Raw genomic sequence first — 26,970 nt, 5'->3', positions numbered from 1 at the left:
GCCCGGGGATCGTGGACGGGCGCATGTGATGAATCCGAGATACCACGAGGTGACGTGTAATGGGGTTGTCGTGAGGCCGTGTCAGCCGGACGGGGAAGTCCTGCGAGTGGAGAACCTTCGCAGGGCATTTCCCGGAACCCCGCCCGTCGAGGCGCTGCGTGGCGTCAGTTTCACGGTGCGTGCCGGGGAGATCGTCGGACTGCTCGGAGACAACGGTGCGGGCAAGACCACGCTCTTGAAGATCCTCTCGACGCTGCTCCTCCCGTCAGCGGGAGGGGCCGCGGTCTGCGGTGCCGACCTGGCCGGGCAGGCACGCCGGGCACGCCGTCACATCGGTGTCGTCTTCGGCGGAGACCGGGGGTTGTACCCCCGGCTCTCGGCCTTGGACAACATCATGTTCTTCGGCGGCCTGTCCGGCCCGCACCGCCACCTGCGCGACCGCTCGCTGGCGGCCCTGGAGGAGGTCGGGCTCGCCGAACGGGCCGAGAGCCGGGTCGAGACGTTCTCCAAAGGCATGCGGCAACGCCTCCACCTGGCTGTGGGAATGCTGAACCAGCCGTGCCTGCTCATGCTGGACGAGCCGACGATCGGCCTGGACCTCCTGGAGGGGGAGCGGGTCCGCGAGGCCGTCGCGCGGCTCGCCGGCACGGGCACGGCGGTGCTCCTCACCAGCCACTACCCGACCGACATCGACCGCCTGGCGGGCCGAGTCGTGCTGCTCGAATCCGGCTCGGTCTCCCACGACCTGCCCGTCAACGAGTTCCGGCGGCAGGCGGGTTTCACTGCGGAGGTGAGCTTGTCCGGCCCAGGCGTCGCGCCGCGTGACGCTGCCGAACTCCTGGCCAACGCGTCCGTGCGGATCCAGCAGGACAAGGACGGCTGGAGACTTGCCTTCCAGGTCGGAGCCTGGGACGCGGACGTGCTCGCCCGACTGGCCGAGGTCGTACGACGGCATCCGGTGACGGACATCGATGTCGCCTCGCCCGGTGTCGAGGCCGTGATACGACGACTGGCCGTGAATCGTGGGTGACGCCCTGCGTGCCGCGCGGACGGAAGCGTGGGCGGTGTGGCGCGCGGCCGTCCTTCAGATCAGGGAGACCGGCCGGGTCAGAACGGCGATGGTCGTCTCGGTGATCCAGCCGGTGGTCCTCCTGGCCGTAGTCTCCCGGGGAACCGCGAGTATCGACCCCGGACAGGCGACCGAGGTCGTGTTCGGTTGCGTGATGATCGGCCTGTGGTCGTCCACCCTGTGGGGCGCGGGAACGCTACTGCGCCGTGAGGCGGCCCAGGGAACCCTCGCGGCACTGCTGGTTCGCCCTGTTTCCCTGCTGTCCGTCCTTCTCGGAAAGACGCTCGGGGTTGCTGCGGCGGGACTGGTGCGCACGCTGGCCGCGGTGGCTGTCGCCGTGCCCGTCCTCGGGCTGCACCCACAGCTTCCCCGGCTGTCGGCGGCCGTACTCGTGACTGTCGCGGCCGTCGCCTCCGCAGCAGCGATGGGGCTCCTCCTGAGCTGCGTCGTCCTTCTGTCCCGAGCGGGGCTGCGCATCATCGAGGCCCTCGGCTACCCGGTCTTCGTTCTCGGCGGCATCGTCATCCCGCCGGATCTCCTCGCTCCGGTGCTGCGCTGGCCGGCCCAGGCCGTCAGCCTGCACCATCTGGCCGAGCTGGTGCACGATGCCGCCCACGGCCGGGCGCCTGCCTCCGTTCACCTGGCGGGCGTGCTGATCCTGACCGTGCTCTACCTCGCCTGTGGGGTGTACGCGTTCAATGCTGTGCTGCGGCGCGGCCGAGTCAAGGGGACCCTTGAGCTTGCCTGAATCCGTCCGAAGTGCGCTCACCGTCGGCCTGCGGATCTGCCGTCTCTCGGGGAAGGACTATCGGGTCGCCTCAGCCGGCTTGGCGGCGTCGTCCAGCGTGGCGATTCGGACGGTCTTCCAGGTCGCCTTCTTCACCCTCCTCGGGCAACTCGCTGGGGGAGCCACCGGACGTGCGTACGCGTTCGTCGGAGCCGTCGTCTTCGCTCCGGTCGCAGCGGTCACCAGCCACGTGTCCACTGTGGTGACCGCCGAAGTCCCCCAAGGGACCATGTACCGGCTGCGCCTCGGGAACGTCCCCCTGCTCGCCGTCATGCTCCTGCGGTCGTGGGTGTACGTCGCCGAAGGGCTCGCCATGTCACTCGTGGCCCTGGTTGTCCTTGGGCCCACCTTGCTCGGCTGGCGCGCGACGGCCGACGTCGCGGCTGCGTATCCCCTCGTTCTCCTCACCACGATGGGCTGTCTCTGCACAGGAATGCTCTGCTGCGCGCTCGTTCTCCTCGGCCTGGACGAGGGAATGGCCGTCAATTTCGTCGGCTACCTCATACTGCTCTGCGGCGGCGTGGTCGTTCCTGTTGATCCGGACGGAATCCTTCACCTGATCGGCCAGGCGCTACCCCTGGGCGCCGGCCTGAACGCGGTGCGGATCGGTACGACGGGTCAGGTATGGGGGGCGGTGGCACACGAGGTGGCCGTAGCAGCGTCGTGGCTTCTCCTGACCGGCGTCCTCCTCCGGTATCAGGCCCAACGTGTCCGTCACGGCTCCGCACCCGAGTCGGTGTGACCGCGCACCCACCGGCTGCGTCCTCCCCCTCAACTCCCCTTCCGGAGGCACTTCATGGCTCCATCGGGCCAAGAACACATCCGCGCCCTCGTCCAGGCGCTGCACCACCTCGACACCGATGTCCTGGACCGCTGGGGTCGGATCCTCGCCCCCGCCCTGGCCGCCGGGAGGCGACTGCTGGTCGCGGGCAACGGCGGGTCAGCAGCCGAGGCCCAGCACCTGACGGCCGAACTGGTCGGCCGGTTCCGCGCCGAGCGCGCCCCGCTCTCCGCGATTGCGCTGCACGCCGACTCCTCATCGGTCACCGCCATAGCCAACGACTACGGGCCCGAGGAGGTCTTCGCCCGGCAGGTCCGTGCACACGGGCGCCCTGGCGACGTCCTGCTCCTCCTCTCCACCTCCGGTACCAGTCCCAACGTGCTCGCCGCCGCCCGCGCCGGCCGGGAAGCAGGCCTCACCGTATGGGCCTTGACCGGCCCCGGCCCGAACCCCCTCTCCGACGTGAGCGACGAGGCGGTGTCCGTGGACGCCGCCCAAGCCGCCACCGTCCAGGAATGCCACCTGGTCGCCGTACACCTGCTGTGTGCCGGCATCGACACCCACCTCACCGGACCCGCTCCCTCCGCCGACACACAACCGGACGGCCCGCGTCGACTGGTGGTGGTCGGCGACGTCCTGCTGGACCGCGACATCACCGGGACCGCAGACCGCCTCTCCCCGGAAGCCCCCGTCCCCGTCGTCTCCGGCACCCAGACCGTCAACCGGCCGGGCGGCGCCGGGCTGGCAGCCGTCCTCGCCGCCCGGACCCCCGGCTGGCGCGTCACCCTCGTCTGCGGTACCGGACACGACGAATCCGGGGCGCAGGTACGCGCCCTGCTGGGCGAAGCCGGGATCGAGGTCATTGATCTGGCAACCGGCGGGACCACCCCGATCAAGACCCGCATCCGCACCGCCGACCGCACTGTGCTCCGGCTCGACACGGACACCTGCCCACTTCCACTCGGACCGTTGCCAGAACTGGCGCATGCCCGGCTGGCCACCGCCGAGGCAGTCCTGGTGTGCGACTACGGGCGCGGCATCACCTCCCACCCGGAACTCCGCCAAGCCCTCACCTCGGCCGCAGCCGGCCGTTCACTGGTGTGGGACCCGCACCCCAGAGGCACAGCGCCGGTTCCCGGCACCGCCCTGGCCGTCCCGAACGCCGAGGAGGCATTCGCCTTCAGCGGACACACCGGACCTCGCGACCTGGCGGGCGACACGGCCCGCGCCGTCCGACTGCTGGCCATCTGGCCCGTGAAGCAGCTGGCGATCACACGCGGCCGCAACGGCGCGGTCCTGGTCACGAATCCCGACGGCCACCCCCTGGCAGTCCCGGCCAGATACGCGGCCGGCGACACCTGCGGAGCCGGCGACCAACTGGCGGTCACCGCAGCTATGACGCTCGCCGCCGAACGGCTGCCCTCCCACGCCGTGGCCGCAGCTGTCGAAGCTGCCACCAGCTACATCGAAGCAGGCGGCCCTGCCTCCCTGGCCGTCGTGCCCGCCCCCTGGTGCACGGGCCCGCTGGAGCGCGCCGCCCGGGTACGCGCGCAGGGCGGCAAGGTCGTCGGGGCGGGCGGCTGTTTCGACCTGCTGCACGCCGGCCACCTCTCCCTGCTCGACCAGGCCCGGCGCCTGGGCGACGTTCTGGTCGTGTGCATCAACAGCGACGCCTCCGTTCGCCGCCTCAAAGGCGAGAGCCGGCCGGTCGTGGGCGAACGCGAACGCGCCATGCTGCTGACAGCCCTGAACTGTGTGGACGGCGTGATCGTCTTCGACGAGGACACCCCCGCAAGGGTGCTGGCCGAGCTCCGCCCGGACATCTGGGTCAAAGGCGGCGACTACGCAGGCCAACGGATCGCCGAAGCCGACCTCGTCGAAAGCTGGGGAGGAGAAGTCGTCACCGTGCCGTTCCTCGACGGCCACTCCACCACCGGCCGGATTCACCACGTCGCCCAGCGGGCGGGCGTCAGATGATCCTCGGCGGCAGCATCCCGGTCACCGGCACGGTGGTATTCGTCGGCCAGCACACAGTGACGGCCGTGCGACAGAATGACCCGAGGCACAGGCCGCATCCGGAACGGCGCCGGAAGGCCGTGTTCCTCGACCGCGACGGCACCCTGACCGAACCCCGCCACTACCCCTCCCACCCCGCCGAGCTGGTCCTCCAACCAGGCATCGAGGCACCACTGCTGGCCCTCCAACAAGCGGGCTACGCCCTCGTCGTCGTCACCAACCAGAGCGGTGTGGCCCGCGGGTTCTTCACTGCGGAGACCATGAGCGCCATGCATGACCGGTTGACCCTGCTCCTCGCCCACCACGGCGTTCATCTCGATGCCGTCTACGCCTGCCCTCACCACCCGGAAGGCACCCTTCCCGCGTACCGAAGCGTCTGTCAGTGCCGGAAACCGGCTCCGGGAATGCTCCACCAAGCCGCCCACGACCTCGGACTCGATCTCACCCGATCCTGGATGGTCGGAGACTCACCAAGCGACGTCGCCGCCGGTCAGCGAGCCGGAACCCGTACCGCCCTCGTCGGCCGCCAAGCACTCAACTGCCCACGCCCGGACCTCCAGTCCTCGACCACTTACGACGTGCTCCGCCAACTGATCTGACGACTGAGGGCTGCTCGGAGCCGCGACGCTCTCCGAACCGGTGGCGGGACACCAAGGGCTGCAGCGGCACCAGCCGGCCTCAGCCCGGACTCGCCTGCATTCCGGCCAACAGACAAGCACCCTGGCCCGCCGGCACCGCTCCGGAGCCGGCCGGGATCCCTCACGCTCGAACGTCCAGCGCCGCCACGGCGCGGAGAAGCCCGCGCATGGTCCCGTTGCCGCGCAGGGCGACCCGCACCGGCAAGGGCAGGGTGGTTATTCAGTGCCGCGTCGCTCGGTTCCGCCTTGTGCCTCAATTCGCCAAGGAGCTGTCCTTAGTCGATGAAGTCTTGTGTGAAATAGAAGTAAGTGGCTGGGCTTCCGTCGGGAGATGTGCCGGGCCCATAGGCCGTTCCCAGGCCGGCCCGTGTGTGATTTCGGTCGAGGAGGTTGGCTCTGTGCGCTGGTTCATTCATCCACCAGTTGAACGCATCCTGGGGTGTGGGCGGAGGAGCGTTTCCTGAGAACCATCCGAAGTAGACGTTCTCGCTGCCGGAAATTCCGACGGCTCTCATGATCCGCGCTGGTGGTGTACTGCCGTCCGATCCCATGTGGCCGGGCCATCCGTTCCATATCTGGTCCTTCAGGCCGGGGTGGTCGGCGAGGTCCTGGCTGTGGGCGCGTGTCGTGCCGACGAGCGCTGCGTCTATCGATACGTCCGGGGACCCGTTCTGCCGACGGGCGCTGTTGACGAGGTCGAAGGTTGCCAACTCCTGCCAATCCATGTAGACCTGGGGTTCATCTGGCCAATGATCGATGACGAATGTCAAGCCGCTCGCCTGATGTCCACCGCCCGCAGCGCATAGGCCTTTCTCCGGAAAACCGTTGAAGAACATGGCGTAGCAATTGGCGCAGTAGCGCCAGTTCGTTTGCTGGGTCGGGGCGTCTCCTGAACCGTCATGCCGGACGGTGCACATGTAGCCGCTCGCCTGGTGTCCGCCACCCGCAGCGCATGTGCCCTTTTCTGGAAAACCGTCGAAGAATAAGGCGCAGCAATTGCCGCACCGGCGCCAGTTCGTCTGCTGGGTGGGGGTCTCCGTCGCGTCGGAGGGGAAGCTGTATGCGAAGCCGAAGGCTTTGTGCCCTTGGCCGGCAGGGCATGCGCCTTTCTCCGGAAGAATGTCGAAGAACAGGGTCTGGCATTTGTAGCAGGAGCGCCAGTCGACCAGATTGGTCATGGGATCCTCCAGGACTTGACGCAAGACCTGTTGGTTCTTGCGGGCCCCCTCGGAGTTGAAGCGGGGTGGGGTGCCGGACGGTGCCGCCCCTCCCAGGATGGCGCGCAGGAAGCACCTGCGCACGGTACCGGTGGGCGTTCGGCGGGAGCTGGGGGAGCAGCTGCAGCTGGGTGTGCGGCGGCCGCAGGTGGACCCGCGGCCCCGGTGGCCGTGGCTGGCCCCGCGTGGCCCTTCGCCCAGGCCCGCGCTCAGTCGAGGCCGGCCTCGAAGCGGGCTTCGGGGACCGGCGACCGGATCATCCCGAGTGCGTCAGGACCAGACGGTGACCTGCTCGGATGCCGGTCCCTCGTCGGCTCGCGCGGGGCGTTGCGACACGCGGGGTTTCTCATTGTCCCGCTACCTCGAAGTGATCGGGTATGGGCGTCTAATGGTGGTTTGTCATGATTTTTCGTCAGGTGTCCTGTGTCGCTTGCGCCTTGTCGCGCGGGGGTGCGGGGCGCTTTGTTGTGAGGAGAGGTGAACCTGCGGATGAGCGCTCGTACTCGTGGACAGGGCGATCCGCCGTGGTACCGGGTCAGCCGTCAGTGGCCCGTGGCCGTGTCCAACAGGGCCCTGGCCGGCGAGGCGCCCCCGGGCGGTGCCGTCGTCGCATCCGATCCGGTCGGCTCGGGTGGACGGCGCGGGGAGCGCCGTGCGGGGGTGGTGTCGGTGGGGAGCGCGCTGCTGTCCGGTATGGCACTGCTGGCGGCCACGGCTCCACCGGCGACCGCCGCGCCGGTGGGAGCCGTGCCGGTGCGGACGCAGCGGACCGATCCGTCGCAGACCTTCACCTTCACCGGCGCTTCGCAGACCTTGACGGTTCCGGCGGCGGCGGTGGTGACGATCACCGCGGACGGTGCCGGCGGCGCCGACAACACCGGCACCGCCTGTTCCGTCACGGGGACCGGCGGGGCGGGGGCGCGGGTGGTGACCACCCTGCCGCAGACCACCGTGTCGACGACCTTCACCATCAACGTCGGCGGCACTGGTGGCAAAGGCTGCAACGGCACCGGGACGCCGGGTGCCGGCGGGTTCAACGGCGGCGCCCCAGGGGGAGGTTTTCCGCTCACCGGTTTTCGTTTCGAGGGCCCGGGTGGGGGCGGGGCCTCCAGCGTCAGTACGGGCGGTTCCCTGCTGGTGGTCGCCGGGGGCGGCGGTGCCGCCGGTGGCACCGGAGCGGGCTCCGGGGGAGGGAACGGGGGCAACGGCGGGACAACGCCGGACGCCACCGGCGGCACCTCGGGAAGTGCCACCGGCCCTGGGGCTTCGCCGGGGCAGGGCGGGGGCGGTGGCAGCACCAGCACGAGCACCGGGGGTGCCGGCGGGGCTGCCGGCACCGTTGCGTTCTGTGCGGTCATGAACGGTGGGCCGGGGAGCGGGTTCTTGGGTGCCACGGTCGGTACCGGTGGCGCCGGGGGCAGCTTCGACGGCGGCTGCGCCGCTTCTGTCATCGCTACTGGTGGCGGCGGTGGGGGCGGGTACTTCGCCGGCGGGGGCGGCGGCAGCGGCGCCGTCAACAAGACGGGCACCTCAGCAGGTGGGGGAGGGGGTGGTGGGGGCAGCAGCTTCGCCACTCCCACGGGTAGCGGCACGAGCTACGCGCTCTCGACGATCGGGACGGCGAACCACAGCGGCCAGGTGATCATCTCCTACACGGTCCCGTCCCTGACCATCACCAAGACCCACGCCAGGCACTTCACCCAGGGACGGGACGGCATCTACACCATCGCCGTCGGCAACGCCGCCGGGGCCGCTCCGACCGACGGCACCACGGTCACCGTGCACGACACCCTCCCCGCAGGGCTCAAGGCCGACAGCATCAGCGGCACGGGCTGGACCTGTGACCAGGGCACGCTCACCTGCACCCGCAGTGACGCCCTTCCCGCCGGGAGCAGCTACCCGCCCATCACGCTGCAGGTCGATGTCTCCTGCCGGGCCGACGACGAGGTCACGAACACCGCGACCGTCACCGGGGGCGGCGACACCACCACCCACACCGCCACCGACCCCACCACGATCAAGCACCACAAGCACGACGAACACGACGAGTACGACATGCGCTGCGACCACCACGAGCACTGGTAGACCAGCCCGAGGTCCGATGGGACGAAGCACCGGCCGCCAGCACGGTGGCCGGTGCTTCGTGCTGTCCGGCGAGGGCCCTTCCTGCGGAGTTCTTGTTGCCCGTTGAGGCGGTCCTCGGAGAGCCAGACCTCGAGGGCCAGGTGCTCGCTGCGGTGTTCACGTCCCACGCTTCGGCCTCGTCGTGCACCGCCTGGTCACATCAGCTGGGAGAGCTGCCCGGCGTCCCCGTCCCTATCCGTTCGGGACGCCATCCCGGTCCGCGCCGTCCACACCCTGAGCCCGGCCACCTTGCCCGGCCGGGTGTGGCCATCACCTGCTCAGTCGCAGATCTTGTGATGCTGGGTCGTCCTGGGCTCCCGCGGCGATCGACCCCCTTGAGCGGCCTCCCGGAACGCCGTGCCATGCTGACCGACCACGGGCGACCGTGATCGCGATTGCCGCAAGCGGAAAGAGACACGATGCGAATCCCATGGCGCCGACGGCAGGCCGGGCGATCACGACGGCTCCTCGAACTGGCGGGTGTGAGGCCAGGATCGGTAGATCACAGCGACGACCTGGACGTCTGCCGGCAGGTCGCATTTCGGGCAGCCCGGCGGGACTGCGGCGCGACCGCTGAGGTGATGCTGGTCGTCGAGGAGTTGCTGAACGACGAGGCCGAGTACGAGTTCGTTGTCGCGCTCCTGGAGAACCTCCAGAACCTCGTCTCCCACGGACTCGACACGTTCCGGTCTCCCGACGAGATGCGCCTGCTGCTTGGACCCCGAAGTGCGATCTGCTGGGACACCGTGGCCGGCTTCTGGACTGCGGTAGCCGACTGGCGGGTTGGCATCGGTGCGCCGCTGGAGCCTGCCGCCACTCTCCTCGACGTCCAGAACGAAAACCTGCGAATGCTTCTGTGGACGGCGAACAGAACCCTCTCCACTGGCGAGAAGCTCGGGATCGCTGACGCTGTTCGCTACGAGAAGGCCGTTGGGTCGCCCATCCCCGGATTCAGCCACATCGCGGTCGCACGGCGCATCACCGGGTAGGGCGGCCCCTGACCCGCCGACGGGGGAGCGTGCAGACGTCACAAGATCAGCGACGCGGCTCCGCGCGAGGCCACCCCGCGGGTGGGTCCCCCCGTCATCTCTGCCGGGCCGGCAGCCTCGCGTCTTCCGGGCCTCGCTCCTGGAGGGCCCTGGGCGGGGCCGCTGGTCCGGTGCGGATGCGCGCTGGGCCATTGGTGTGCAGGGTGGATGGGTACGGTCCGGGCTGCTAGGCGGCGGCGGTCCGTCCAGCCGGGGATGTGTTCGGCGGGCGGGTGATCGCCCGGCCGCCGGTGAACTTCCCGGGAGCGCCGTCGACGACCGAAGGAGACGCCATGTCCACCTGGAAGATCCTCCGCCGGGCTCTGGCCCCGACCGCCCTCGCCACCGTGCTGGCCGCGGCGTTCACGCTGCCGTCGCCGGCGCTCGCCACGGAGGCTCTCGCCCCGCAGGTGGCGGCCGCTGCCGCGCCGGTCTCGTTCGTCGGCCTGCCCGACCGGCCGCTGCCGACCGACCACGCGGCGCACCCGATCACCGTCACCTACCGCAACGACTCGTCGGCGGACCGGACCGTCGCCCCGCAGATCCTCGTCGAGTCACCGGACAACGGGCCCTTCCTCGCCCCGAGGGACATCAAGCTCGAGGTCCTGACCGGCGGCCACTGGAAGACCGTGCGGCTGGCCAGCGAGACCGGCACGCTGTACACCGACCTCACCCGGGCGAAGCTGGTCCTCCACAGCCATCACACCCTCACCCAGCGGTACCGGCTCACCGTCGTCAACGCCGGCCCGGGCACGGTCCAGCCCAGGATCGCGCTGTACGCCTGAAACCCTCGGGGCTTCGCCGGCCGCGTGGGCCGCGTGGGCCGCATCGAGATGCCCGGTGACTCGCACGCGGCCACGAACGATGCCGGGACGTCTTCGGAGCGGGGGATGCCGGCGGGACGGGAGTCTCGGTGGCCGGCCGGGGTTCCGTGACGGCTCGCGCCCTGCCCGCCTGTCGCCGTGCCGACCAGGGGCCCGACAGCCGCCGCGACGCCCTGTGGTGCCGTTCCCCCGTCGGCCGGGTGTGGTGGCGGTCTCAATGGCAGCCGATTGGCACTGACTCAAGGTGATGGCGGTGGGCCGGTCGGTGATGGCGCCGGGGCTGGGGCCGTGAGTGCGCTCACATGCGAATGCGGTGTACGACGACGGATAGTGGTGTCCGTTTTGCACTATTTTGCAACTATTTGGCACGTTATTGGGGGGCGTTTGCGCAGGCCGGGAGGGTTCGGCGCGCTCCGGGCGGCCCGCCTCTCGAATCAGTGCCGGTCTCTCAGCTACGACGGCGGGTCGTAGCGAGGGGGTCTTGGCGAGCGCCGATCCGGTCTGGCAGCTTTGCATTCATCGCCAGCCACACCGGCTCCTGTCCCACCGGTGAACGGCTCACCGCCGAGCCACACCCCGCGACCGTTCGGCCCCTGTCCGGCCACGGTCGAGGCGGGGAGTGACACCGGCCCAACTGATTGAGGTCTTGTCTATATGCCCGCTTTCAAGCTCCGCATGCGTACCTCTGCCGTGATTCTCGCCGGTGCCGCCGGTGTGACCGCCCTGGGTGCCGCCGTGGTCCCCGCCGTCGCCTCGGCCGCGGACGCCTCCCCGCAGGCCCTCGCCGCGCAGATCGTGCCGGCGGACCAGCTGGCCTCGTTCAGCCAGATCATCTCCCACGAGTCGGGCTGGAATGTCACGGCGACCAACCCGAGCTCGGGCTCGTACGGTCTGGGCCAGGCGCTGCCGGCCTCCAAGATGGCCTCGGCCGGTGCGGACTGGAAGACCAACCCGTCCACCCAGATCAAGTGGTCGCTGGACTACATGAACACCCGCTACGGCAGCCCGAACGCCGCCTGGAACTTCTGGCAGGCCAACCACTGGTACTAAGCCGACCATTCGGCTTCCCCTCACCCCGGGGGCCGGACAGGGGCAACCGGAGTGACCCACGAAGGGCCTGTGCCAGCGCATCCGCGCAGGCACAGGCCCTCGTGCCGTCTCCGGCCGTCCGAAACACCCCGATCGGCAGCAGCGCATCCCTCTGGGGCGTCAGTTACGTGTTGCTCATGAGGCCGTCGAACCGCGGTGACACAACGGTCAAACGGCGCGAAAAACGGCCTCCTAGCGTCTTCCTCATGACCTACGAACGCCGAACGTCCCATGACCACGAGACCCCCTCCGTTGGCCGTGGCCTGCGCCGCGGTGCCGCCTTCTGCGCGGCCGCCCTCGCCGCCGTCCTCGCCCTGACCTCCTGCGGAAGCTCCCCGGCCGAGGACGGGGGTGGCCCGGGGCCGGCGAAGGCCGGCGCCGAAGGGCTGAAGAAGCCCTCAAGGATCCTGTGGATGGGTGACTCCATCGCCGTCGGGCAGGCCCAGCCGCTGGCCGCCGCGCTCAAGTCCACCGGTATCGAGCTCACCTCCATCGCCGCCGACGGCGGCGGCGCAGCGGTCGGGCCGGTGGCGATGTCCAGCGGCGACGTCGCCTCCCGGCTCGCGTCGGTTCGCCCCGAGCTGGTGGCCTACCAGATCACCACCTATGACTGGGGCAGCCCGCAGGAGCAGCAGCAGGCGTACGAGAAGCTGATCGGCACGGTCAAGGCCGCGGGTGCCCGGCTGGTGATCGTCACCACTCCGCCGTTCGACACGGGCGACGACTTCTACGCCCCGCACAAGGCCGACATCGAGTCCGCTCCGGGGGCGGCGAAGGCGGCCGTCGCCGCGCACCCCGGCGATGCCTTCTTCCTCGACGCCTCCGCCCTGTGGGGCACCGACTTCAAGGCCCCGCAGGCGCAGCGTTCGAACGACAGGACGCACTCCTGCCAGCAGGGCACGGCGAAGTTCGCGCAGTGGTTCACCACCGAGGTGGGCAGGCTGGCCGGGTTCTCGCCCGCCGATCCCAAGAGCTGGGCCAACGGCGACTGGACCAAGTCGGACGTGTTCGCCCAGCTGAACTGCGCCTGAGGCGGTGTCCGAGATGGTGTCCGAGATGAAGACCGCCTCGCCGGCGGCCCGGCGGCGGAACGCGCGCGCGTCTCGCCGCCGGGCGGGCCCGGGGCCTGCCGCGCGCTCCGGCTCCCGCCGCTCCCATGTCCCGGCCCTGGACGGCCTGCGCGGGCTGGCCGTCCTCGGGGTCCTCCTGTTCCACCTCGGCGACTTCCCCGGCGGGTTCCTGGGGGTCGACCTGTTCTTCGTGCTCTCCGGCTTCCTCATCACGGGGCTGTTGCTGCGGGAGGCCGGGGAGAACGGTGGCCGGATCGACCTGGTGGCCTTCTGGGGCCGCCGGGCCAGGCGGCTGATGCCCGCCCTCGCCCTGGCCCTGGGCTCGGCGATGGTGCTGGCCTCCGTGCTGGGTACGGCGGCCATGGCCCGCTTCGCGCACCAGGACGCCCCCTGGGTGGTGGCCAACCTCGCGAACTGGCATTTCATCGACGCGCAGGTCGGGTACTTCCAGGCGAACCCGACCCGGGTGTTCACCCACCTGTGGAGCATCGCGGTGGAGGAGCAGTTCTACCTGCTGTGGCCGCCGTTGGTGCTGCTTCTGCTGCGGCTGCGCCGGACCGCGGGTGCCGGCGCGGTGGCCGGCGTGGCGCTGGTCGGTGCGCTGGTGTCCGCGGCGCTGATGGCGCTGCTCGTCGACCCGATGGACACCACCCGTGTCTACGAGGGCACCGACACCCGGGTGTTCGCCCTGCTGCTCGGCGCGCTCGCGGCGACTCCGGCGGTGCGGCTGCGGGTGGCGCGGCTGCCGGGGCCTGCCGCAGGCCGGCTGGCGCTGATCCCGGCGGGCCTGCTGGCCGCCGGGTGGGCGCTGGCCTCGGGGACGGGGCAGATCGTCCTCTTCCGCGGCGGGTTGCTGCTGCACTCGGCGGCGGCGGCCGCGCTGATCGCCCTGCTCGCGCACGCCCCGGCGTCCCCGCTGGGCAGGGTGCTGAGCCGGCGCCCGCTGACGGTACTGGGCGGGCTCTCGTACGGCCTGTACCTGTGGCACTGGCCGCTGATCCTGCTGCTGGACCACGCTGGTCCCCGCCTGGACGGCTGGGTTCGGACCCTGTGGTTGGGCGGGCTGGCGGTGGCGGTCGCGGCCTGCTCGAAGGCGCTGCTGGAGGACCCTGTCCGCTACCGGGCGCGCTGGGCCCACGGCCGCCCCGGGGTCCTGGCGGCCGTGAGCACGCTGGCCGCGCTCGCCGCACTGTGGCTGGTGCTGCCGCTGATCGCGCCGACGGCGTCGGGTGCCGTCGTGGACGTCACCCAACTGTCCCTTCCCTGAGGCGCGGTGGCCGGATCCGCGCTGTGCCCGCGGGTGTTCGGGCCGGGCTTCGGGGCCTGTCCCGGACCGTGGCGGGCGGGCAGGCATCCGGTGCCGGTGATCCGGCTCGCCGAGCCCAGGTCGGGTTCCGTCGGACTCAGCCGGTGTGGTGGAGGTCGCACTGCACGAAGACCGGTCCGGGGGCGTCGCTGCTGACCATGGCGATCCGGGGGGCGGTCGCGGTGGTCGCGGGGGCGTCCTCGGCGGTGCAGACCAGTTGCTGGATGGCGTAGGGGCTCAGTGCGGAGGTCGGCCAGGACAGGCGCAGGGTGACAGTGCCGTCCTCGGTGGCGGCGGTGACCTTGCCGGAGGCGGGCAGGGCGGTGCCGAGACCGGTGTGCTGCTCCGTCCGGGTGGGGCCTGCCATGAGGGTGTCCAGGGTCTGCTGGAGGCCTTCGCGTTCGGTGCCCGGCCTGATCGTCAGGCGGATTCCCTGGGGGCTGAGGAAGTACAGCCGGGTGCCGGACTCGATCCCGGTGGCGGACTTGCCCGACTTCACCGCGCCCGCCGTGTCGGGGATCGCGCAGCCGCAGGCCGTGAGGAGCAGCGCCGCTGCGGCGATCGCGCGGAGGCGGATGGTCATGGGGCGTCCTTCGTCAGGGGTCCGCGGGGCAGGACGAGGGTGAACACCGCGCCGCTGCCGGGGGCGTTGGCGGCCTCGATGAAGCCGCCGTGCAGGCGGGCGTTCTCCTGGGCGATGGCCAGGCCGAGCCCGCTGCCCTCGGAGCGGGTGCGCGCCCTGTCTGCCTTGTAGAAGCGGTCGAACAGGTGGGGGAGTTCGGCGGGCGGGATGCCCGGGCCCCGGTCGGTGACGGTCAGCACCAGGTCGGATCCGGGCCCCGGGCCACGGGTGGTGAGGGTGAGGCGTACGGGCGGGCGGCCGTGGCGCAGGGCGTTGCCGGCCAGGTTGGCGACGATGACGTCGAAGCGGCGCGCGTCCAGGCGGACGGGCAGGGCGGCGGGCAGGTCCAGCTCGACCCGGTCGCTCCAGCCGCGCAGGTCGAGGGTGGCGCGTACGGCTTCCGCGGCGTCCACGTCCTCGGTGCGCAGCGGGGCGGCGCCGGCGTCCATGCGGGAGATCTCGATGAGGTCGTTGACCAGGCGGGTGAGGCGCCCGGTCTCGTTGCTGATCATGCGCAGGGCGGTCGCGGTGTCGGCGGGCAGGTGCTCGGCGTCCTCGTCGAGGATGTCGGTGACGGCGGCCATGGCGGCCAGCGGGGTGCGCAGCTCGTGGGAGACGTCGGCGGCGAACCGCCGGCCCTGGCTCTCGACCGCCCGCAGTTCCTCGATGGTGCCCTGGAGGGTGCGGGCGGTGTGGTTGAACGTCTTGGACAGCTGGGCGAGTTCGTCGTGGCCGGAGACGGCGAGGCGGGTGTCGAGCCGTCCCTGGGCGAGGGCCTGGGCGGCGTCGCCCAGGGCGCGGACGGGGCGCAGGACCTGGCGGGTGGCGAGCAGGGCGAGGCCGGCGGCCAGCACGGCGGCGAACGCGCCGGCACCGGTGGCGGCGGCCAGCAGCGTGCTGGTGGCCGCCTGTTCGCGGTCCAGGGGCAGGAGGGCGTAGACGGTCAGCCCGGACAGGTCGCCGGCTCCTGAGGCGGGGCCGGCGGGGGTGCGGGTGACGGGGACGCCGACCGCGAGCCAGGAGTGCCCGTCGGCGGTGAACCGCTGGAAGGCGCCGTGGCCCGAGCCGACGGTGTCCTGGAGGGCGGCCGGGACGGTGACGGCGGCGGTCCACGCGGAGTGGGCGGCGCCGTAGCGGGCCAGGACGTGCCAGTCGCGGAAGCCGCCGGTGCCCGAGAGCCGGAGGGACAGGCGATCGAGTTCGGCCTGGGTCGGGGGGAAGGGCAGGGAGGGGGCCAGGACGTCGACGCGGCGGCGCAGCTCGTCCAGGGCGGTGTCCTGGGTCAGGTCGAGGGTGGAGCCGGTGGCGGCCTGGTAGGTGAGTGCGGAGGTGGCCAGGGCGCTGACTGCGGCGGTGGCGACGAACGCGGCGAGCATCCGCGGACGCAGCCCCAGGACGGCCCGCCGCCACCGGAGGACGCGGGAGGAGTCGGCGCGGTCCGGCCGGTCGCCGGCACGGGCGGCACCGCTCGCGGCATCGCCCGTGCGGGCTTCGGTCGAGGGGTGCTTCGGTGCGCGTGGTGGGGTGGTCACAGCGGTCCGAATCGGTAGCCGAAACCGCGCACGGTCTGGAGGTAGCGGGGCGCGGACGGGTTGTCCTCCAGCTTTGCGCGCAGCCGGTTCACCCCGGCGTCGACCAGGCGGATGTCCTCCTGGCGGCTCAGGCCCCAGACGGAGTCCAGCAGCTGCTCCCGGCTGAAGACCCGGCCCGGCGCGGCGGACAGCTCCAGCAGCAGGCGCAGCTCGCCGGGTGCCAGGGGCAGCGGGGTGCCGCGTTTGGCGACGGTCAGCGCGGCCCGGTCCAGTACCAGATCGCCGTGCACCTCCCGTACCGGCTCGGCCGCCCCGGGCGCGGGGGACACGGTGGTGGTGCGGCGCAGGACGGCCTTGATCCGGGCGTCGAGAACCCTGGACTGCGCGGGCTTGACCACGTAGTCGTCGGCCCCGTACTCCAGGCCGAGGACGGTGTCGATGTCGTCCCCTCGCGCGGTCAGCATGATCACCGGAACGCTCCCGTGTGCGCGCAGCCGTCGGCACACCTCGAAGCCGTCGATCCCGGGCAGCATCAGATCCAGCACCACGATCTCCGGAGGCTCCCGGAACGCCTGTTCCAGGCCGTCCTCGCCGGTGGCGGCCATCCGTATCTCGTGGCCCTGGCGGCGCAGGCCCAGGGCCAGCGCCTCGCGCACCGACGCGTCGTCCTCGATCAGCAGTACCCGTGACATATCCACCAGTATCGGGCCCTCCGATCTGCGCAGGGGCCGTGGAGCAGGGATCGGCGAGGTTGTTGCAGAACGCTCATACGCAGCTCACAGGCCTGGAAACCGTGCGACGGACGGTGGTTCCCGTCGCGGTGGCCGACTCCGCCGAACGGAAGGCACTGCACGGGGCGGCCTCGCGCCCGGCCGTCCGGGCCCCCGGGCCCCCGGACGGCCGGGTCAGGCCGTGGGGAATTCGACCCGGACCCGCAGTCCGCCCGTGCCGGCGGGGACGGCGGTGACGACGGCGTGGTGGGCGCGCGCGATGGAGGCGACGATGGACAGTCCCAGGCCCGCGCCCTCACCCGGGCTGTGCCGACGCTCCCGGAGGCGGCGGAAGGGCTCGAAGAGATAGGGGACCGTCTCCGGCGGCACCTGGGGGCCGGTGTTGGAGACCTCCAGGACACCGTCGTGCACGCCGACCTCGACCCGGCCGCCGTCGTGGTTGTAGCGCAGGGCGTTGCCGACCAGGTTGCGCACCAGGTGTGCCAGCAGCACCGGATCACCCTCGACGGACACGGGGGCGGTGTCGGTCGAGACGGTGACGCGGTTCTCCCGGTCTTCCTGCGAGGCGGCGCACTCGGCGGCCACCGCGCGGGCCAGCTGGTCCAGTGCGACCGGTTCACGGCGGTCCAGCCTCTGGTCGGAGACGGACAGCAACAGCAGGCCCTCGATGAGCCGTTCGCTGCTCTCGGAGACCTCGATCAGTTTGCGGCGGACCCGGGCGACGGCGGCCGGATCCTCGGTGGCCAGCCCGATTTCGGCCGCGGCCCGCTGCACCGCGAGCGGAGTCCGCAGTTCGTGTGCGGCGTTGGCCGCGAACCGCTGCTGCGCGCCCACCAGTTGTTCCATGCGGTCGAGCATGGCGTCGAAGGTGTCGGCGAGCTGTTTGAGCTCGCCCGGGGGTGCGTCGAGGGCGATCCGCTCGTGCAGGTTCTCACCCGAGAGCCGCCGCGCCGTGTTGGTGATCACCGCCACCGGGCGCAGCACCCGCCCCGACATCCACCAGGCCAGTGCCACCGAGATGACGGCGAAGGCGGCCAGAGCGATCAGGGAGACGGTCAGCAGCTGGTTCTGGGCCGCCTGCTCGGCGGCCTGGGTGACGACCTTGACGGCCTGGAAGTGGGACTGTCCGCCGTCGGCGGAGGTGGTTCCGGGTAGAGCGCTTGCGGGTGCGGCGGTTCCCACCGTGAGGGTTTTCGCCGCGGCGGGGTCCGGGGTCCCCAGTGTGGCCAGTCGCGGTTCGACGGCGACGGCCGTGCTGATCGAGGTGTACAGGTTCTCCCGGACCAGGAAGTTGACCAGGAAGATGAGCATGGCCCCGGCGAGGACGAGCAGCCCGCCGTAGAGCATGGTCAGCCGGCCCCGTTCCCCGCCCGGCAGCCGCGGGCTTGGTCGGCCGGGCAGCGGAGGGCGGTTCAGGCCGGCCGGGGCGAAGCGCCTCACGCCGGGACGCCGATGCGGTAGCCGTGGCCGGGCACGGTGTCGATGACCGAGGGCTCGCCGAGCTTGGCGCGGAGTTTGCTGAGGACGACCCGAACCGCGTTGGTGCGGTATCCCATGTTCTGCTCCCACACCTGCTCGATCAGGTCATCACCGCAGACCACGGCGCCCTCGGCCTGCATCAGCACCTCCAGTACGCCGAACTCCTTGCGGGACAGGGCGAGGTAGCGGCCCTCCCGGAAGGCTTGGCGGCGGGCGGTGTCGAGGGTGATGCCCGCACGTTCGATGACCGGCGGAAGGGCGGGGTGGGTGCGGCGGCCGAGCGCCAGTACCCGGGCCAACAGCTCCTCGTAGGCGAACGGCTTGGTGAGGTAGTCGTCCGCGCCCAGGTCCAGGCCGTCGACGCGGTCGCGGACGGTACCGGAGGCGGTGAGCATCAGCACCCGGGTGAGCAGCCGTTGCTCGACGACGCTCCGGCACACCTCGTCGCCGTGCGCCCCGGGCAGGTCGCGGTCGAGCACGAGCACGGCGTAGTCGGTGAGCCTCAGCCGCTCCAGCGCGTCGGCGCCGTTGTACACGACGTCGACGGCCAGGGCGTCGCGCCGCAATCCCTCGGCGATCATGTCCGCCAGGAATTCCTCGTCCTCCACGATCAGTACACGCATGACACCAGGTGTACCTGAAACCCACCTTTCGTCGCCGTAAAGGTCTCGGCTGACAGCGGCGAAATGCGGGTGCGTGCCAGCCTCTGCGTGGTCGGAGCGGCCGGAGCGGTCGGCCGCTCGTCATCGGCCACTCGTCATCGGACACGGAGGAATTCCATGCGGAACCACATGCGGAACCACAGGTACGGCGCGGCGGCCGCGTTGGTGGCAGGGCTCGCGCTGTTCGCCACGGCCTGCGGCGGAGGCGGCACGGGCTCCGGCGGAGGCGGCGGCTCGGACTCGTCGGGCAAGGGCGCGGCGGCGGACCAGGCCTACGAGCACCGTAAGTGCCTGCGCGAACACGGCGCCCAGGTGAAGGAGCCCGAGCCGGGCCAGGACCCGCGGGCCATGGTCCTGGAGGGCGGCCAGGACAAGATGGCGGAAGCCCTCAAGGCCTGCGGGGGAGCCGGCGGCTCGGGTGGCGCGAAGATGTCCCAGGCCGACAAGGACAAGGCCCTCGACTTCGCCCGGTGCATGCGCGGTAACGGTGTGGACATGCCGGACCCGAAGTTCGACGGCGACTCGGCGATGTCGGGATCGGCGATGAAGGTCCCGGAGGGCGCCGAGAAGGACAGGTTCGACCAGGCGAACAAGGCGTGCAGTGGTCAGAATGCGCAGTGAGCGCGGGCGCAGCCGCCGAACGTACCTGATCGCCGTGCTGGCCACCTCGGTCACGCTGGCGGGCGGGGTCACGGCCCTCTCGCAGGCTGGAGGCAGCGGCAACGCCGGCGCGGCACGCACGGACGGGCTGCCGCCGAGCACGGGTTCGGTGGAGCGGCAGGATCTGAGCAGCCGGACCCGGGTGGACGGGACCCTCGGCTACGCCGAGGAGCGCCGGATCAACGCCGGTGTGCCGGGCACCCTCACCTGGCTCCCGGAGGCCGGCGCGGTGGTGAAACGCGACGGGGTCCTCTACGAGGTCGACGGCCGGAAGGTCCGGCTCATGGTCGGCGAGCGCCCGATGTACCGGACGCTGAAGGCCGGAGACGAGGGGGCGGACGTCAGGCAGCTGAAGGAGAACCTCCGCGACCTGGGCTACGGCAAGGGGCTGGCCGCGGACGAGAAGTTCACCGCCGGTACGGCGGATGCGGTCAAGCGCTGGCAGAAGGCCCACGGCCTGGCCCAGAGCGGCGAGATCGGCCCCGACCAGATCGCCTTCTCGCCCGCGGCGGTGCGGATCAAGAAGAACGACGCGGCCGTCGGCGGCCAGGCCGCTCCCGGCAAGCCGGTCCTCACCGCCACCGGCTCCGAACGGCAGGTGCAGATCAAGATCGAGGTCTCCCGGGCCGACCTCGCCAAGCCCGGCACCCGGGTCGAGGTCGCCCTGCCCGGCGGCGGCAAGGCCAAGGGCAAGGTCGCCTCCGTCGACCGCACCATCGGTGAGGACGGCAAGGAGCAGGGCTCCCCGGACAAGCCCGCCAAGATCACCGCCCGGGTGGTCTTCGACGACCCGGGGCAGGCGGAGGGCTTCGACCAGGCGCCCGTCACCGTCGAGCTCGAAGGCGAGGTCCACAAGGACGTGCTGACCGTACCGGTCAACGCACTGCTCGCGCTGTCCGGCGGAGGCTTCGGCATCCAGATCGTGGAGAACGGGAAAGTGCGCGAAGTCCCGGTCGAGCTCGGCATGTTCGGACAGGGCCGGGTCGAGGTCAGCGGGAGCGGCCTGACCGAGGGAATGAAGGTCGGGGTGCCCAAGTCGTGAGCACCGTAGTCGAGTTGAACCAGGTCACCAAGGAGTACCCGGGCGGGGTCACTGCGCTGCACGGGGTGGACCTGCGCATCGGACGCGGCGAACTGCTCGCCATCGTCGGCCCTTCGGGGTCGGGCAAGTCCACCCTGCTGCACATCGTCGGCACCCTGGACCGGCCCAGCGCCGGATCCGTCACCCTGGCGGGCCACGACGTCGCCGCCCTCTCCGACCGCAGGCTGTCTGCCCTGCGCGCCCGGCACATCGGCTTCGTCTTCCAGTCCTTCCACCTGGTGGCCGGGGTCAGCGCCCGGGACAACGTCGCCGAGGGCCTGCTCTACTCGGGCCTGCCGCGCGCCCAGCGCCGCAGGCGCGCGGCCCTGGCCCTGGAGCGGGTCGGGCTCGCGGACCGCATGCACCACCGTCCGCACGAGCTGTCCGGCGGCCAGCGCCAGCGGGTGGCCATCGCCCGGGCGGTGGTCGGCGAACCGGACCTGCTGCTGGCCGACGAGCCGACCGGCGCACTGGACTCCGCGTCGAGCGAAGCGGTGATGGAGCTGCTGTACGACCTCAACGCCCAGGGCGCCACCATCGCGGTGATCACCCACGACGGCGAGATCGCCGACAGCCTGCCACGCCAGGTCCGCATCCGCGACGGCCGCGTCGTGGCGGATCTGCGCACCGGCGCCGCCGCCCCGGCCGATCGGGGTGGGCAGCGGTGAGCCGCACACGGCTGGCCCCGGCCCGGCTCAGCCCCCGCGACGTCCTCCACGTCGGCTCGGCCGGCCTGCGCACCCGGCCGCTGCGGGTGGTGCTGTCCGCGCTGGGCATCGCCATCGGCATCGCCACCATGATCGCGGTGGTCGGCATCTCCTCCTCCAGCAAGGCCCAACTCCTGCGGCAACTCGACCAGTTGGGCACCAATATGCTGGTGGCCTCCCCTGGCCAGGGGCTGTTCGGCGAGAAGGTGAAGCTGCCCGAGGAGTCGACCGGCATGCTGGGCCGCGTCCCCGGGGTCGAGCAGGTCGGCGCGACCGGGGACCTGGCGCAGTCCGTCAGACGCAGTGAGAAGATCCCCAACGACGAAACCGGCGGCATCACCGTGAAGGCCGCCACCGAAGGGCTGCTGGACGTCGTGCGCGGCGCGGTCGGCTCGGGCACCTGGCTCAACGAGGCCAACGGACGCTACCCGTCGACGGTGCTCGGACACGTCGCGGCCCAGCGCCTGGGCATCACCGCCCCCGGCCAGCAAGTCCACATCGGCGGCCAGTACTTCACCGTCATCGGCATCCTCGACCCGCTGCCGCTGGCACCCGAGATCGAACGGGCCGCCCTGGTCGGCTGGGACGGCGCCGGCACGCTGCTGGGCTTCGACGGCCACCCGACCCAGATCTACGAACGGTCGACGGACCAGGCGGTCAGCGCGGTCCGCGCGCTGATCCCCCGCACCGTCGACCCGCAGAACCCGCACAACGTGCAGGTCACCGACCCCTCCTCGGCGCTCCAGGCCAAGGCCGCCACCGAGGGGGCCTTCACCGACCTCCTGCTCGGGCTGGGCGGGGTGGCGCTCCTGGTCGGCGGCGTCGGAGTCGCCAATACGATGATCATCTCAGTGCTGGAGAGGCGCCACGAGATCGGACTGCGCCGCTCCCTGGGCGCCACCAGGGGCCAGATCCGCCTCCAGTTCGTGACGGAGTCCCTCCTGCTCTCCGGACTGGGCGGGCTGGCCGGCGTGGCCCTGGGCGCGGCCGCCACCTACGCCTTCGCCGCCGCGGGCGGCCTGCCCTGGGTGGTCCCCTTGTGGGCCGTCACCGGAGGCTTCGCCGCCACCCTGCTCATCGGCACGGTCGCAGGCCTCTACCCGGCCGTCCGCGCCTCCCGACTCTCCCCGACCCTCGCCCTCCACACCGGCTAACGGGCGGCACGGCGTGGGGCACTCCCTGGAGTGCCCCACCCGCCGGACCGCAGCGGGCGCGACCGGGGTGGAAGGAGACACAGCGCCGGCGGGTCAACCGCAACACCCCCAGAACCCCACAACCGGATCCCGAGCGTCTACCCTCCAGCCGCTGGTCCACCCGACCCGCCCAGAACGTGTCCGGCCCCGACGTCTCCGTCGGGGCCGGACACGTTCTGCAAGGTTTCGATCCGACCGGCCTCATCCGGTCAGTTGATCTGCGCAGCTGCGCCACCGAGGACTCGATGTCGACGGGCGGTGAGGTTTCCGGCCTCGTCGGCCTTGACGGTGACGCCCGTGCCCTTGGTGGTGAAGCGGACCTTGACCAGGGCCGGTCGGGCCGGACGAAGTCGGGGTGGTCGATCTTGTGCCCGGGCTACTTGCGCCACATCGCCTCGCGGACCAGCCGTTCCAGTTGGGTGTCGTCTTCGGGGCGGTGCCCGCCTCCCGCTCCCTCCCTCCCCGCTGCGCGGACCCACCGGCGCAGCCGAGCCCTCGCCGCCGGAACAGACCACCCCAGCGGCCGTCGACGCCATGGCGTAGCCCCGCGCGCTGTCAGCGGCCGCCACCGGCACCGTGGAGGGAGGCTTCCCGGGCTCGAACCCCCGAGCGGGTCCGGGAAGCCGTACCAACGGCAATGGCCCCAGCGCAATGCCCCAGGCGTCATCGCCAAGACCTTGCACCTGCTCGCCGTCGTCGACCCGGTCGACCACACCTGTCGCCGCCAGACGCACAAGCGGCCAGGCGAAGTGAGCTAGGAATCCCCGTCCTTTAGGGCAGGGAGGATGTCAATGGGAGTGGTTTTGAACGCGGTAGTCCTGTGGACGACACGCTACGTCGCCGCCGCCGTCGCCCAGCTGCGCGCCGAGGGCCACGACGTCGGAGCCGGGTGCCGTCCGCACCCGCAGTGACACCGAGGACCTCTGCGTAGGGGTTCGCGGGTGAGGCTGGGGCCTTGTCGCCGGATTCGGGTCCGGTCCTCCACGGAATGCGGAACAGGAATTCACGCCAGGAGGGAGCCAGGGGGTGTCCCCGTAGATCAAGGTGAGGTTGACGGTGCCCGGGGAGATACGTTCTCGCTTGCGTCTGCCGACACGCTGCGGGACAGGCCGGATCGCTTGCTGAGGAGCGTCAACGCGGTGATCAAGGCGAGAGCGGCGAAGACGCCGGCTGCCCCGAACGCGGCATGCTGCCCGGTGGTGAGTGCGAGCGGTGTCGGACCGCCGATCGCGGACGTGCGGGCGGCGGCGACGCTGGTGCAGATGGCGGTGCCGACGGCGGTGCCGACGGCGAAGGAGGTGTCGGCGAGGCCGGCGGCCAGGCCTGAGTCCTTTTCGGTGACGCCGGTCAGCGCGGCGATCTGTGCGCATACCGTGACGGCGCCCATTCCCGCCCCGAACAAAAACAGGGCCGCCGGCAGAAGACTCATCGGGCCACCGGCCGGTATACGGGTGAGCAGCAGGCAGCCACACCCGAGCAGGACGGTCCCGGCGGCAGCTACCCGCCCCAGGCTGAGCCTGCGTACGATCCGTTGGCTCAGCAGTGCGCCTGCGGCCGCGGTGACGGTCATCATCGCGGCCGCCAGCCCGAACCGCGCCGCCGGCCAGCCGAGCACCTGCTGCACGAAAGAGGTGAGGGTGACGAGCATGCCGTCGACGGTCATGCCGGCGATGAGCAGGAGGAGGTTGCCACCGATCAGCATGCGCGAGCGCAGCGACTGAAAGGAAACGAGCGGGGCCGCCGATCGCTTCTCTATCAGGATGAACATCCAGACCAGCACGGCCACGGCGGCCAGTAGCCCGATGCTCTGTCCATTCGCCCACCCGGATGTCGGTACCCGGGTGATCACGTATACGAGCAGAACGAGTGCTGGGGCGATGGTCAGCGCACCAGGGACATCGAAGGAACGGCAGCGTGCCCGGTCCCGGCTTTCGCGCAGCGTGGCGGGGGCGAGCACCAGCACGAGGGTCCCGACCGGGACGTTGACCCAGAACACCCACTGCCAGCCGAGGGTATCGGTGATGATGCCGCCCAGTAGTAGACCGGCGGTGGCGCCGAACCCGCCGAGGCCGCCCCAGATGCCGAGCGCCTTGTTCCGCTCGATCCCTTCGGGGAATGTGTTCATGACCATCGACAACGCGGCCGGAGCGATGATCGCGGCCGAGACGCCCTGCACCGCCCGGGCGGCCACCAGGGTCTGGATGGACGGGGCGAGCCCGCACGCCAGCGAGGCCACGACCCGCAGCACCATCCCGGCGATGAACACACGCCGACGGCCCAGCAGATCCGCAGCGCGGCCGCATAACAACAGCAGCCCGCTGAAGGCCAGCGCGTAGGCCGTCACGGTCCATTGGATGGCAGGACCGTGCAGGCGAAGGTGGCCTTCGATCGCGGGCAGGGCGGCGAGCAGGCTGGTGCCGTCCAGAATCGTCATGAAGAACGCCGTGCCCAGCAGCGCCAGCACCTGCCAACGGCGAGTCCGCGAACGGTTGCTCGTGGTCATCGCTGTTGCTGGATGCTTCGCAGCAGTTCGGTGGCGAGCGCGTCAAGCCACGTGCCGGTGCCCTGCTCCCGCCAGCTCGGTTCTTCGCGGCCGTCGAGGAAGGTGCTCTGCTCGGTGAGCAGCAGCCGGGTGCCACCACCCTCGGGGAGGAACTCCACCGTCGTCAGCGACACTGTCGCAAGGTCTTGCCCCTCGGACAGGGTGGAGGTGTAGACGATCCGCTCGTCCTGGACGATGTCGCGGTACCAGGACTCGAAAGTCAGCACGGGCCCACCGCCGGAGCGGCCGCGGTTGACCTCCCGCCCACCGACGCGGAAATCGAGCTCGTGCTCGGCGTCGAGGCCGGCGAACCAGCGGGCCTTTGCTTCGGGGGCGGCCCACGCGGCGAACACTGTGGCCGGTGAGGCCGCGTAGAGGCGTTCGAGGGTGAACGTGGCATGTGTGACCAGGTGATCGGTCATTGTGTGCTCCCTTGATCCGGGCTGTCGCAGTGTTCGGTCAGGTAGTCGCCGAGGCGATCGAGGCGGTGTTCCCAGGCAGTGCGCTGCGCAGCGATCCAGTCCTCGGCCATTCGCAGCACAGCCGGCTCAAGGTGGCAGGTGCGTACCCTTCCGGCTTTCTCGGACCGGACCAGTCCGCACGCCTCCAGTACCTGTAGGTGCTGCATCACCGCTGGCAGCGACATGGCCAGCGGCTGGGCCAGCTCACTGACCGAGGCAGGCCCGCGGATCAACCGTTCGACGATGTCCCGGCGAGTCGCGTCCGCCAGTGCTTGGAACACCCGGTCCAACGAACCAGATTGGTTAAGCATGTGCCTAACTGTTCGATGGTGGCAGCGAATAGTCAAGCATTTGGTTAACTTTTCTCCCGTCGGTAGTGTGCCGTTCCCGGGAGAAGACCCTCGAAGGCCAGGTCACCGCCGGTCGAGCCGTGCCCCAAAGGTGTTGCAGAGACAGCTGGAACCCAAGACCCGTTGGCGCGGGAGTCGCCGTGCGTGCCCCATGGGCGCTCCTGCACGCCGTCTACCGCGTGGCACGGAGGTGCGCGAGGCGCCGCTGCTTCTTCAGGGCGGACCGCGCCGCATCGGGGACGAGGTCGTCGCCGCCTGGACCCGGTGGGAGGAAGCCGGCCGACCGGACCGCTACGAATACGGGATCACCGTCACCCCTGATGAGTAGTGGGCATGGCAGGGCGGCCCGCAAGGGGGCCCCACTCGGTGACGGCGCATCCGGCGTCCCTGCGGGCGACGGCCTCCGTTCCCCTGACAGTGCTGCGGCGGCCGTCCTCGACCACGGTTGCGGAAAACCCTCAGGCTCCGTGCTCCCGGGCCGCCGCGATACCCGCCCGTACCGCTTCCAGCAGGGCTTCCAGGCCCTGCGCCCGCTGCCATTCCTCGGCCGAGTGGTGCCATGTGTGCTGCGTCGCCGGGGCTTCGGGCGGACCGGCGACGATCTCGACGGTCCACCTCCCCTTCCGGTCGGGGCCCGTGACCCGCAGGTCCATGTTCCGGATGTGGAATCGCTTCGGACAGCTGCCGAAGACCTCCAGGATCCGGCCGTCGAACGTGTAGAACTCTCTGCCTGCCCTGGCCGTGGTCTCGTCGGTCATGCGGCGACGCTACAGGCGGGGACCGGCGGCTGCCAGGAGCGGAGGCCACGCAAATTCACATGACAGCTGCGGCCGGCTCCGCGATCCTTTGCCGGTGGCCACGGAACCGGATCTTCTCCGTCTGAGCATCGTCTGCCCACCGCCCGGCGAGGGCGGCGTGGAGGTCCGCCCGTTCGTCAGTGGCCGGGATCTCCTGGCCGACCTGTCCCTCCGTAGCAGGGAATCGGGCGGCCCCCCGTTCGT

At 71.1% G+C, this 26,970-nt stretch carries 26 protein-coding genes and 1 pseudogene; 16 read left to right on the top strand and 11 right to left on the bottom strand.

Going from position 1 to position 26,970, the window contains the following annotated elements; genetic code table 11:
- Window positions 1-28 precede the first annotated feature (28 nt).
- From A6F73_RS31750 to A6F73_RS31730, 6 genes and pseudogenes are all read left to right on the top strand, one after another.
- Window positions 29-1,030, top strand: coding sequence for an ABC transporter ATP-binding protein (locus tag A6F73_RS31750; protein WP_279634963.1), 1,002 nt, complete (start codon window positions 29-31; stop codon window positions 1,028-1,030).
- Window positions 1,023-1,817, top strand: a complete 795-nt coding sequence (locus A6F73_RS31745) for an ABC transporter permease (RefSeq protein ID WP_159398629.1) — start codon at window positions 1,023-1,025, stop codon at window positions 1,815-1,817. The genes A6F73_RS31750 and A6F73_RS31745 overlap by 8 nt, the downstream gene beginning before the upstream one ends.
- The gene (locus A6F73_RS31740) at window positions 1,810-2,598 is read left to right on the top strand and encodes an ABC transporter permease (RefSeq protein ID WP_159398628.1); all 789 of its coding nucleotides are present in this window, start codon (window positions 1,810-1,812) and stop codon (window positions 2,596-2,598) included. Before A6F73_RS31745 ends, A6F73_RS31740 begins: the two co-directional genes overlap by 8 nt.
- 54 nt (window positions 2,599-2,652) lie before the next feature.
- A pseudogene (locus A6F73_RS42630) lies at window positions 2,653-3,183 on the top strand (SIS domain-containing protein); the annotation flags it as partial.
- Between the two features lie 72 nt (window positions 3,184-3,255).
- Entirely contained in the window at window positions 3,256-4,614 is a 1,359-nt protein-coding gene (gene rfaE2 / locus A6F73_RS31735) for a D-glycero-beta-D-manno-heptose 1-phosphate adenylyltransferase (RefSeq protein ID WP_347878570.1), read from the top strand.
- On the top strand, window positions 4,611-5,252 hold the full coding sequence (locus A6F73_RS31730) for an HAD family hydrolase (RefSeq protein ID WP_079136427.1): 642 nt from the start codon (window positions 4,611-4,613) through the stop codon (window positions 5,250-5,252). Before rfaE2 ends, A6F73_RS31730 begins: the two co-directional genes overlap by 4 nt.
- A gap of 314 nt (window positions 5,253-5,566) precedes the next feature.
- Here the strand turns inward: A6F73_RS31730 and A6F73_RS39770 are convergent, their stop codons facing one another.
- Window positions 5,567-6,469, bottom strand: a complete 903-nt coding sequence (locus tag A6F73_RS39770) for a CAP domain-containing protein (protein WP_079136426.1) — start codon at window positions 6,467-6,469, stop codon at window positions 5,567-5,569.
- A gap of 581 nt (window positions 6,470-7,050) precedes the next feature.
- On the bottom strand, window positions 7,051-7,494 hold the full coding sequence (locus A6F73_RS31725) for a hypothetical protein (protein WP_159398627.1): 444 nt from the start codon (window positions 7,492-7,494) through the stop codon (window positions 7,051-7,053).
- A 397-nt stretch (window positions 7,495-7,891) separates the two neighbouring features.
- Between A6F73_RS31725 and A6F73_RS44200 the strand changes: the two genes are divergently transcribed.
- The 6 genes from A6F73_RS44200 (at window position 7,892) to A6F73_RS31695 (ending at window position 13,910) form a co-directional block, all read left to right on the top strand.
- A complete protein-coding gene (locus tag A6F73_RS44200; RefSeq protein ID WP_159398626.1) occupies window positions 7,892-8,593 on the top strand; it encodes a DUF11 domain-containing protein in 702 nt (233 codons plus the stop codon).
- Window positions 8,594-9,051: 458 nt separating this feature from the next.
- The gene (locus A6F73_RS31715; RefSeq protein ID WP_159398625.1) at window positions 9,052-9,621 is read left to right on the top strand and encodes a hypothetical protein; all 570 of its coding nucleotides are present in this window, start codon (window positions 9,052-9,054) and stop codon (window positions 9,619-9,621) included.
- A 332-nt stretch (window positions 9,622-9,953) separates the two neighbouring features.
- Window positions 9,954-10,445 (top strand): hypothetical protein, encoded by a 492-nt coding sequence (locus A6F73_RS31710; protein WP_244293775.1) that lies wholly within the window; start codon window positions 9,954-9,956, stop codon window positions 10,443-10,445.
- A gap of 714 nt (window positions 10,446-11,159) precedes the next feature.
- Complete coding sequence (locus tag A6F73_RS31705) at window positions 11,160-11,534, top strand: transglycosylase SLT domain-containing protein (RefSeq protein ID WP_244293774.1); 375 nt, start codon at window positions 11,160-11,162, stop codon at window positions 11,532-11,534.
- Window positions 11,535-11,779: 245 nt separating this feature from the next.
- Window positions 11,780-12,604 (top strand): SGNH/GDSL hydrolase family protein, encoded by an 825-nt coding sequence (locus A6F73_RS31700; protein WP_063351826.1) that lies wholly within the window; start codon window positions 11,780-11,782, stop codon window positions 12,602-12,604.
- A 25-nt stretch (window positions 12,605-12,629) separates the two neighbouring features.
- Entirely contained in the window at window positions 12,630-13,910 is a 1,281-nt protein-coding gene (locus A6F73_RS31695; RefSeq protein ID WP_063352682.1) for an acyltransferase, read from the top strand.
- A 136-nt stretch (window positions 13,911-14,046) separates the two neighbouring features.
- Here the strand turns inward: A6F73_RS31695 and A6F73_RS31690 are convergent, their stop codons facing one another.
- From A6F73_RS31690 to A6F73_RS31670, 5 genes are all read right to left on the bottom strand, one after another.
- Window positions 14,047-14,532 carry a GerMN domain-containing protein gene (locus A6F73_RS31690; RefSeq protein ID WP_063351825.1) on the bottom strand — a complete coding sequence of 162 codons (486 nt, stop codon included), beginning with the start codon at window positions 14,530-14,532 and terminating at the stop codon, window positions 14,047-14,049.
- A complete protein-coding gene (locus tag A6F73_RS31685) occupies window positions 14,529-16,103 on the bottom strand; it encodes a HAMP domain-containing sensor histidine kinase (protein ID WP_244293773.1) in 1,575 nt (524 codons plus the stop codon). Before A6F73_RS31685 ends, A6F73_RS31690 begins: the two co-directional genes overlap by 4 nt.
- Complete coding sequence (locus A6F73_RS31680) at window positions 16,100-16,795, bottom strand: response regulator transcription factor (RefSeq protein ID WP_063351824.1); 696 nt, start codon at window positions 16,793-16,795, stop codon at window positions 16,100-16,102. The genes A6F73_RS31685 and A6F73_RS31680 overlap by 4 nt, the downstream gene beginning before the upstream one ends.
- Before the next feature lie 213 nt (window positions 16,796-17,008).
- Window positions 17,009-18,181 (bottom strand): ATP-binding protein, encoded by a 1,173-nt coding sequence (locus A6F73_RS31675; protein WP_063351823.1) that lies wholly within the window; start codon window positions 18,179-18,181, stop codon window positions 17,009-17,011.
- 89 nt (window positions 18,182-18,270) lie between these two features.
- Window positions 18,271-18,936 (bottom strand): response regulator transcription factor, encoded by a 666-nt coding sequence (locus A6F73_RS31670; protein ID WP_063351822.1) that lies wholly within the window; start codon window positions 18,934-18,936, stop codon window positions 18,271-18,273.
- Window positions 18,937-19,104: 168 nt separating this feature from the next.
- On the opposite strand from A6F73_RS31670, the gene A6F73_RS31665 reads away from it, so the two are divergent.
- Genes A6F73_RS31665 through A6F73_RS31650 form a run of 4 tightly spaced genes read left to right on the top strand, consistent with a single transcriptional unit; the run spans window position 19,105 to window position 22,577 of the window.
- Window positions 19,105-19,596, top strand: coding sequence for a hypothetical protein (locus A6F73_RS31665; RefSeq protein ID WP_079136598.1), 492 nt, complete (start codon window positions 19,105-19,107; stop codon window positions 19,594-19,596).
- Complete coding sequence (locus tag A6F73_RS31660) at window positions 19,586-20,677, top strand: peptidoglycan-binding protein (protein WP_063351820.1); 1,092 nt, start codon at window positions 19,586-19,588, stop codon at window positions 20,675-20,677. The genes A6F73_RS31665 and A6F73_RS31660 overlap by 11 nt, the downstream gene beginning before the upstream one ends.
- Window positions 20,674-21,384 (top strand): ABC transporter ATP-binding protein, encoded by a 711-nt coding sequence (locus A6F73_RS31655; RefSeq protein WP_063351819.1) that lies wholly within the window; start codon window positions 20,674-20,676, stop codon window positions 21,382-21,384. The genes A6F73_RS31660 and A6F73_RS31655 overlap by 4 nt, the downstream gene beginning before the upstream one ends.
- Window positions 21,381-22,577 (top strand): ABC transporter permease, encoded by a 1,197-nt coding sequence (locus A6F73_RS31650; protein ID WP_063351818.1) that lies wholly within the window; start codon window positions 21,381-21,383, stop codon window positions 22,575-22,577. The genes A6F73_RS31655 and A6F73_RS31650 overlap by 4 nt, the downstream gene beginning before the upstream one ends.
- A 1,078-nt stretch (window positions 22,578-23,655) precedes the next feature.
- Here A6F73_RS31650 and A6F73_RS31645 read toward each other — a convergent pair.
- From A6F73_RS31645 to A6F73_RS31630, 4 genes are all read right to left on the bottom strand, one after another.
- Window positions 23,656-25,119, bottom strand: coding sequence for an MFS transporter (locus A6F73_RS31645; RefSeq protein WP_063351817.1), 1,464 nt, complete (start codon window positions 25,117-25,119; stop codon window positions 23,656-23,658).
- The gene (locus A6F73_RS31640; RefSeq protein WP_063351816.1) at window positions 25,116-25,580 is read right to left on the bottom strand and encodes an SRPBCC family protein; all 465 of its coding nucleotides are present in this window, start codon (window positions 25,578-25,580) and stop codon (window positions 25,116-25,118) included. The genes A6F73_RS31645 and A6F73_RS31640 overlap by 4 nt, the downstream gene beginning before the upstream one ends.
- Window positions 25,577-25,930: a metalloregulator ArsR/SmtB family transcription factor gene (locus A6F73_RS31635; RefSeq protein WP_063351815.1), complete on the bottom strand. Its 354-nt coding sequence runs from the start codon at window positions 25,928-25,930 to the stop codon at window positions 25,577-25,579. Before A6F73_RS31635 ends, A6F73_RS31640 begins: the two co-directional genes overlap by 4 nt.
- Window positions 25,931-26,427: 497 nt before the next feature.
- Window positions 26,428-26,727 (bottom strand): hypothetical protein, encoded by a 300-nt coding sequence (locus A6F73_RS31630; protein ID WP_063351814.1) that lies wholly within the window; start codon window positions 26,725-26,727, stop codon window positions 26,428-26,430.
- Window positions 26,728-26,970 lie beyond the last annotated feature (243 nt).

Source organism: Streptomyces sp. MJM8645, from assembly GCF_001625365.1.
Lineage (GTDB): Bacteria > Actinomycetota > Actinomycetes > Streptomycetales > Streptomycetaceae > Kitasatospora.
This window is presented reverse-complemented; position numbering and strand designations above follow the sequence as displayed.

Coding starts and splice junctions, on each gene's coding strand:
- A6F73_RS31750 (WP_279634963.1), top strand. CDS start 29: ATGAATCCGAGATACCACGAGGTGACGTGTAATGGGGTTGTCGTGAGG.
- A6F73_RS31670 (WP_063351822.1), bottom strand. CDS start 18,936: ATGCGTGTACTGATCGTGGAGGACGAGGAATTCCTGGCGGACATGATC.
- A6F73_RS31630 (WP_063351814.1), bottom strand. CDS start 26,727: ATGACCGACGAGACCACGGCCAGGGCAGGCAGAGAGTTCTACACGTTC.
- A6F73_RS31690 (WP_063351825.1), bottom strand. CDS start 14,532: ATGACCATCCGCCTCCGCGCGATCGCCGCAGCGGCGCTGCTCCTCACG.
- A6F73_RS31660 (WP_063351820.1), top strand. CDS start 19,586: ATGCGCAGTGAGCGCGGGCGCAGCCGCCGAACGTACCTGATCGCCGTG.
- A6F73_RS31700 (WP_063351826.1), top strand. CDS start 11,780: ATGACCTACGAACGCCGAACGTCCCATGACCACGAGACCCCCTCCGTT.
- A6F73_RS31715 (WP_159398625.1), top strand. CDS start 9,052: ATGCGAATCCCATGGCGCCGACGGCAGGCCGGGCGATCACGACGGCTC.
- A6F73_RS31710 (WP_244293775.1), top strand. CDS start 9,954: ATGTCCACCTGGAAGATCCTCCGCCGGGCTCTGGCCCCGACCGCCCTC.
- A6F73_RS31695 (WP_063352682.1), top strand. CDS start 12,630: ATGAAGACCGCCTCGCCGGCGGCCCGGCGGCGGAACGCGCGCGCGTCT.
- A6F73_RS31665 (WP_079136598.1), top strand. CDS start 19,105: ATGCGGAACCACAGGTACGGCGCGGCGGCCGCGTTGGTGGCAGGGCTC.
- A6F73_RS31645 (WP_063351817.1), bottom strand. CDS start 25,119: ATGACCACGAGCAACCGTTCGCGGACTCGCCGTTGGCAGGTGCTGGCG.
- A6F73_RS31640 (WP_063351816.1), bottom strand. CDS start 25,580: ATGACCGATCACCTGGTCACACATGCCACGTTCACCCTCGAACGCCTC.
- A6F73_RS31635 (WP_063351815.1), bottom strand. CDS start 25,930: ATGCTTAACCAATCTGGTTCGTTGGACCGGGTGTTCCAAGCACTGGCG.
- A6F73_RS31675 (WP_063351823.1), bottom strand. CDS start 18,181: ATGCTCTACGGCGGGCTGCTCGTCCTCGCCGGGGCCATGCTCATCTTC.
- A6F73_RS31705 (WP_244293774.1), top strand. CDS start 11,160: ATGCGTACCTCTGCCGTGATTCTCGCCGGTGCCGCCGGTGTGACCGCC.
- A6F73_RS31730 (WP_079136427.1), top strand. CDS start 4,611: ATGATCCTCGGCGGCAGCATCCCGGTCACCGGCACGGTGGTATTCGTC.
- A6F73_RS39770 (WP_079136426.1), bottom strand. CDS start 6,469: ATGACCAATCTGGTCGACTGGCGCTCCTGCTACAAATGCCAGACCCTG.
- A6F73_RS31680 (WP_063351824.1), bottom strand. CDS start 16,795: ATGTCACGGGTACTGCTGATCGAGGACGACGCGTCGGTGCGCGAGGCG.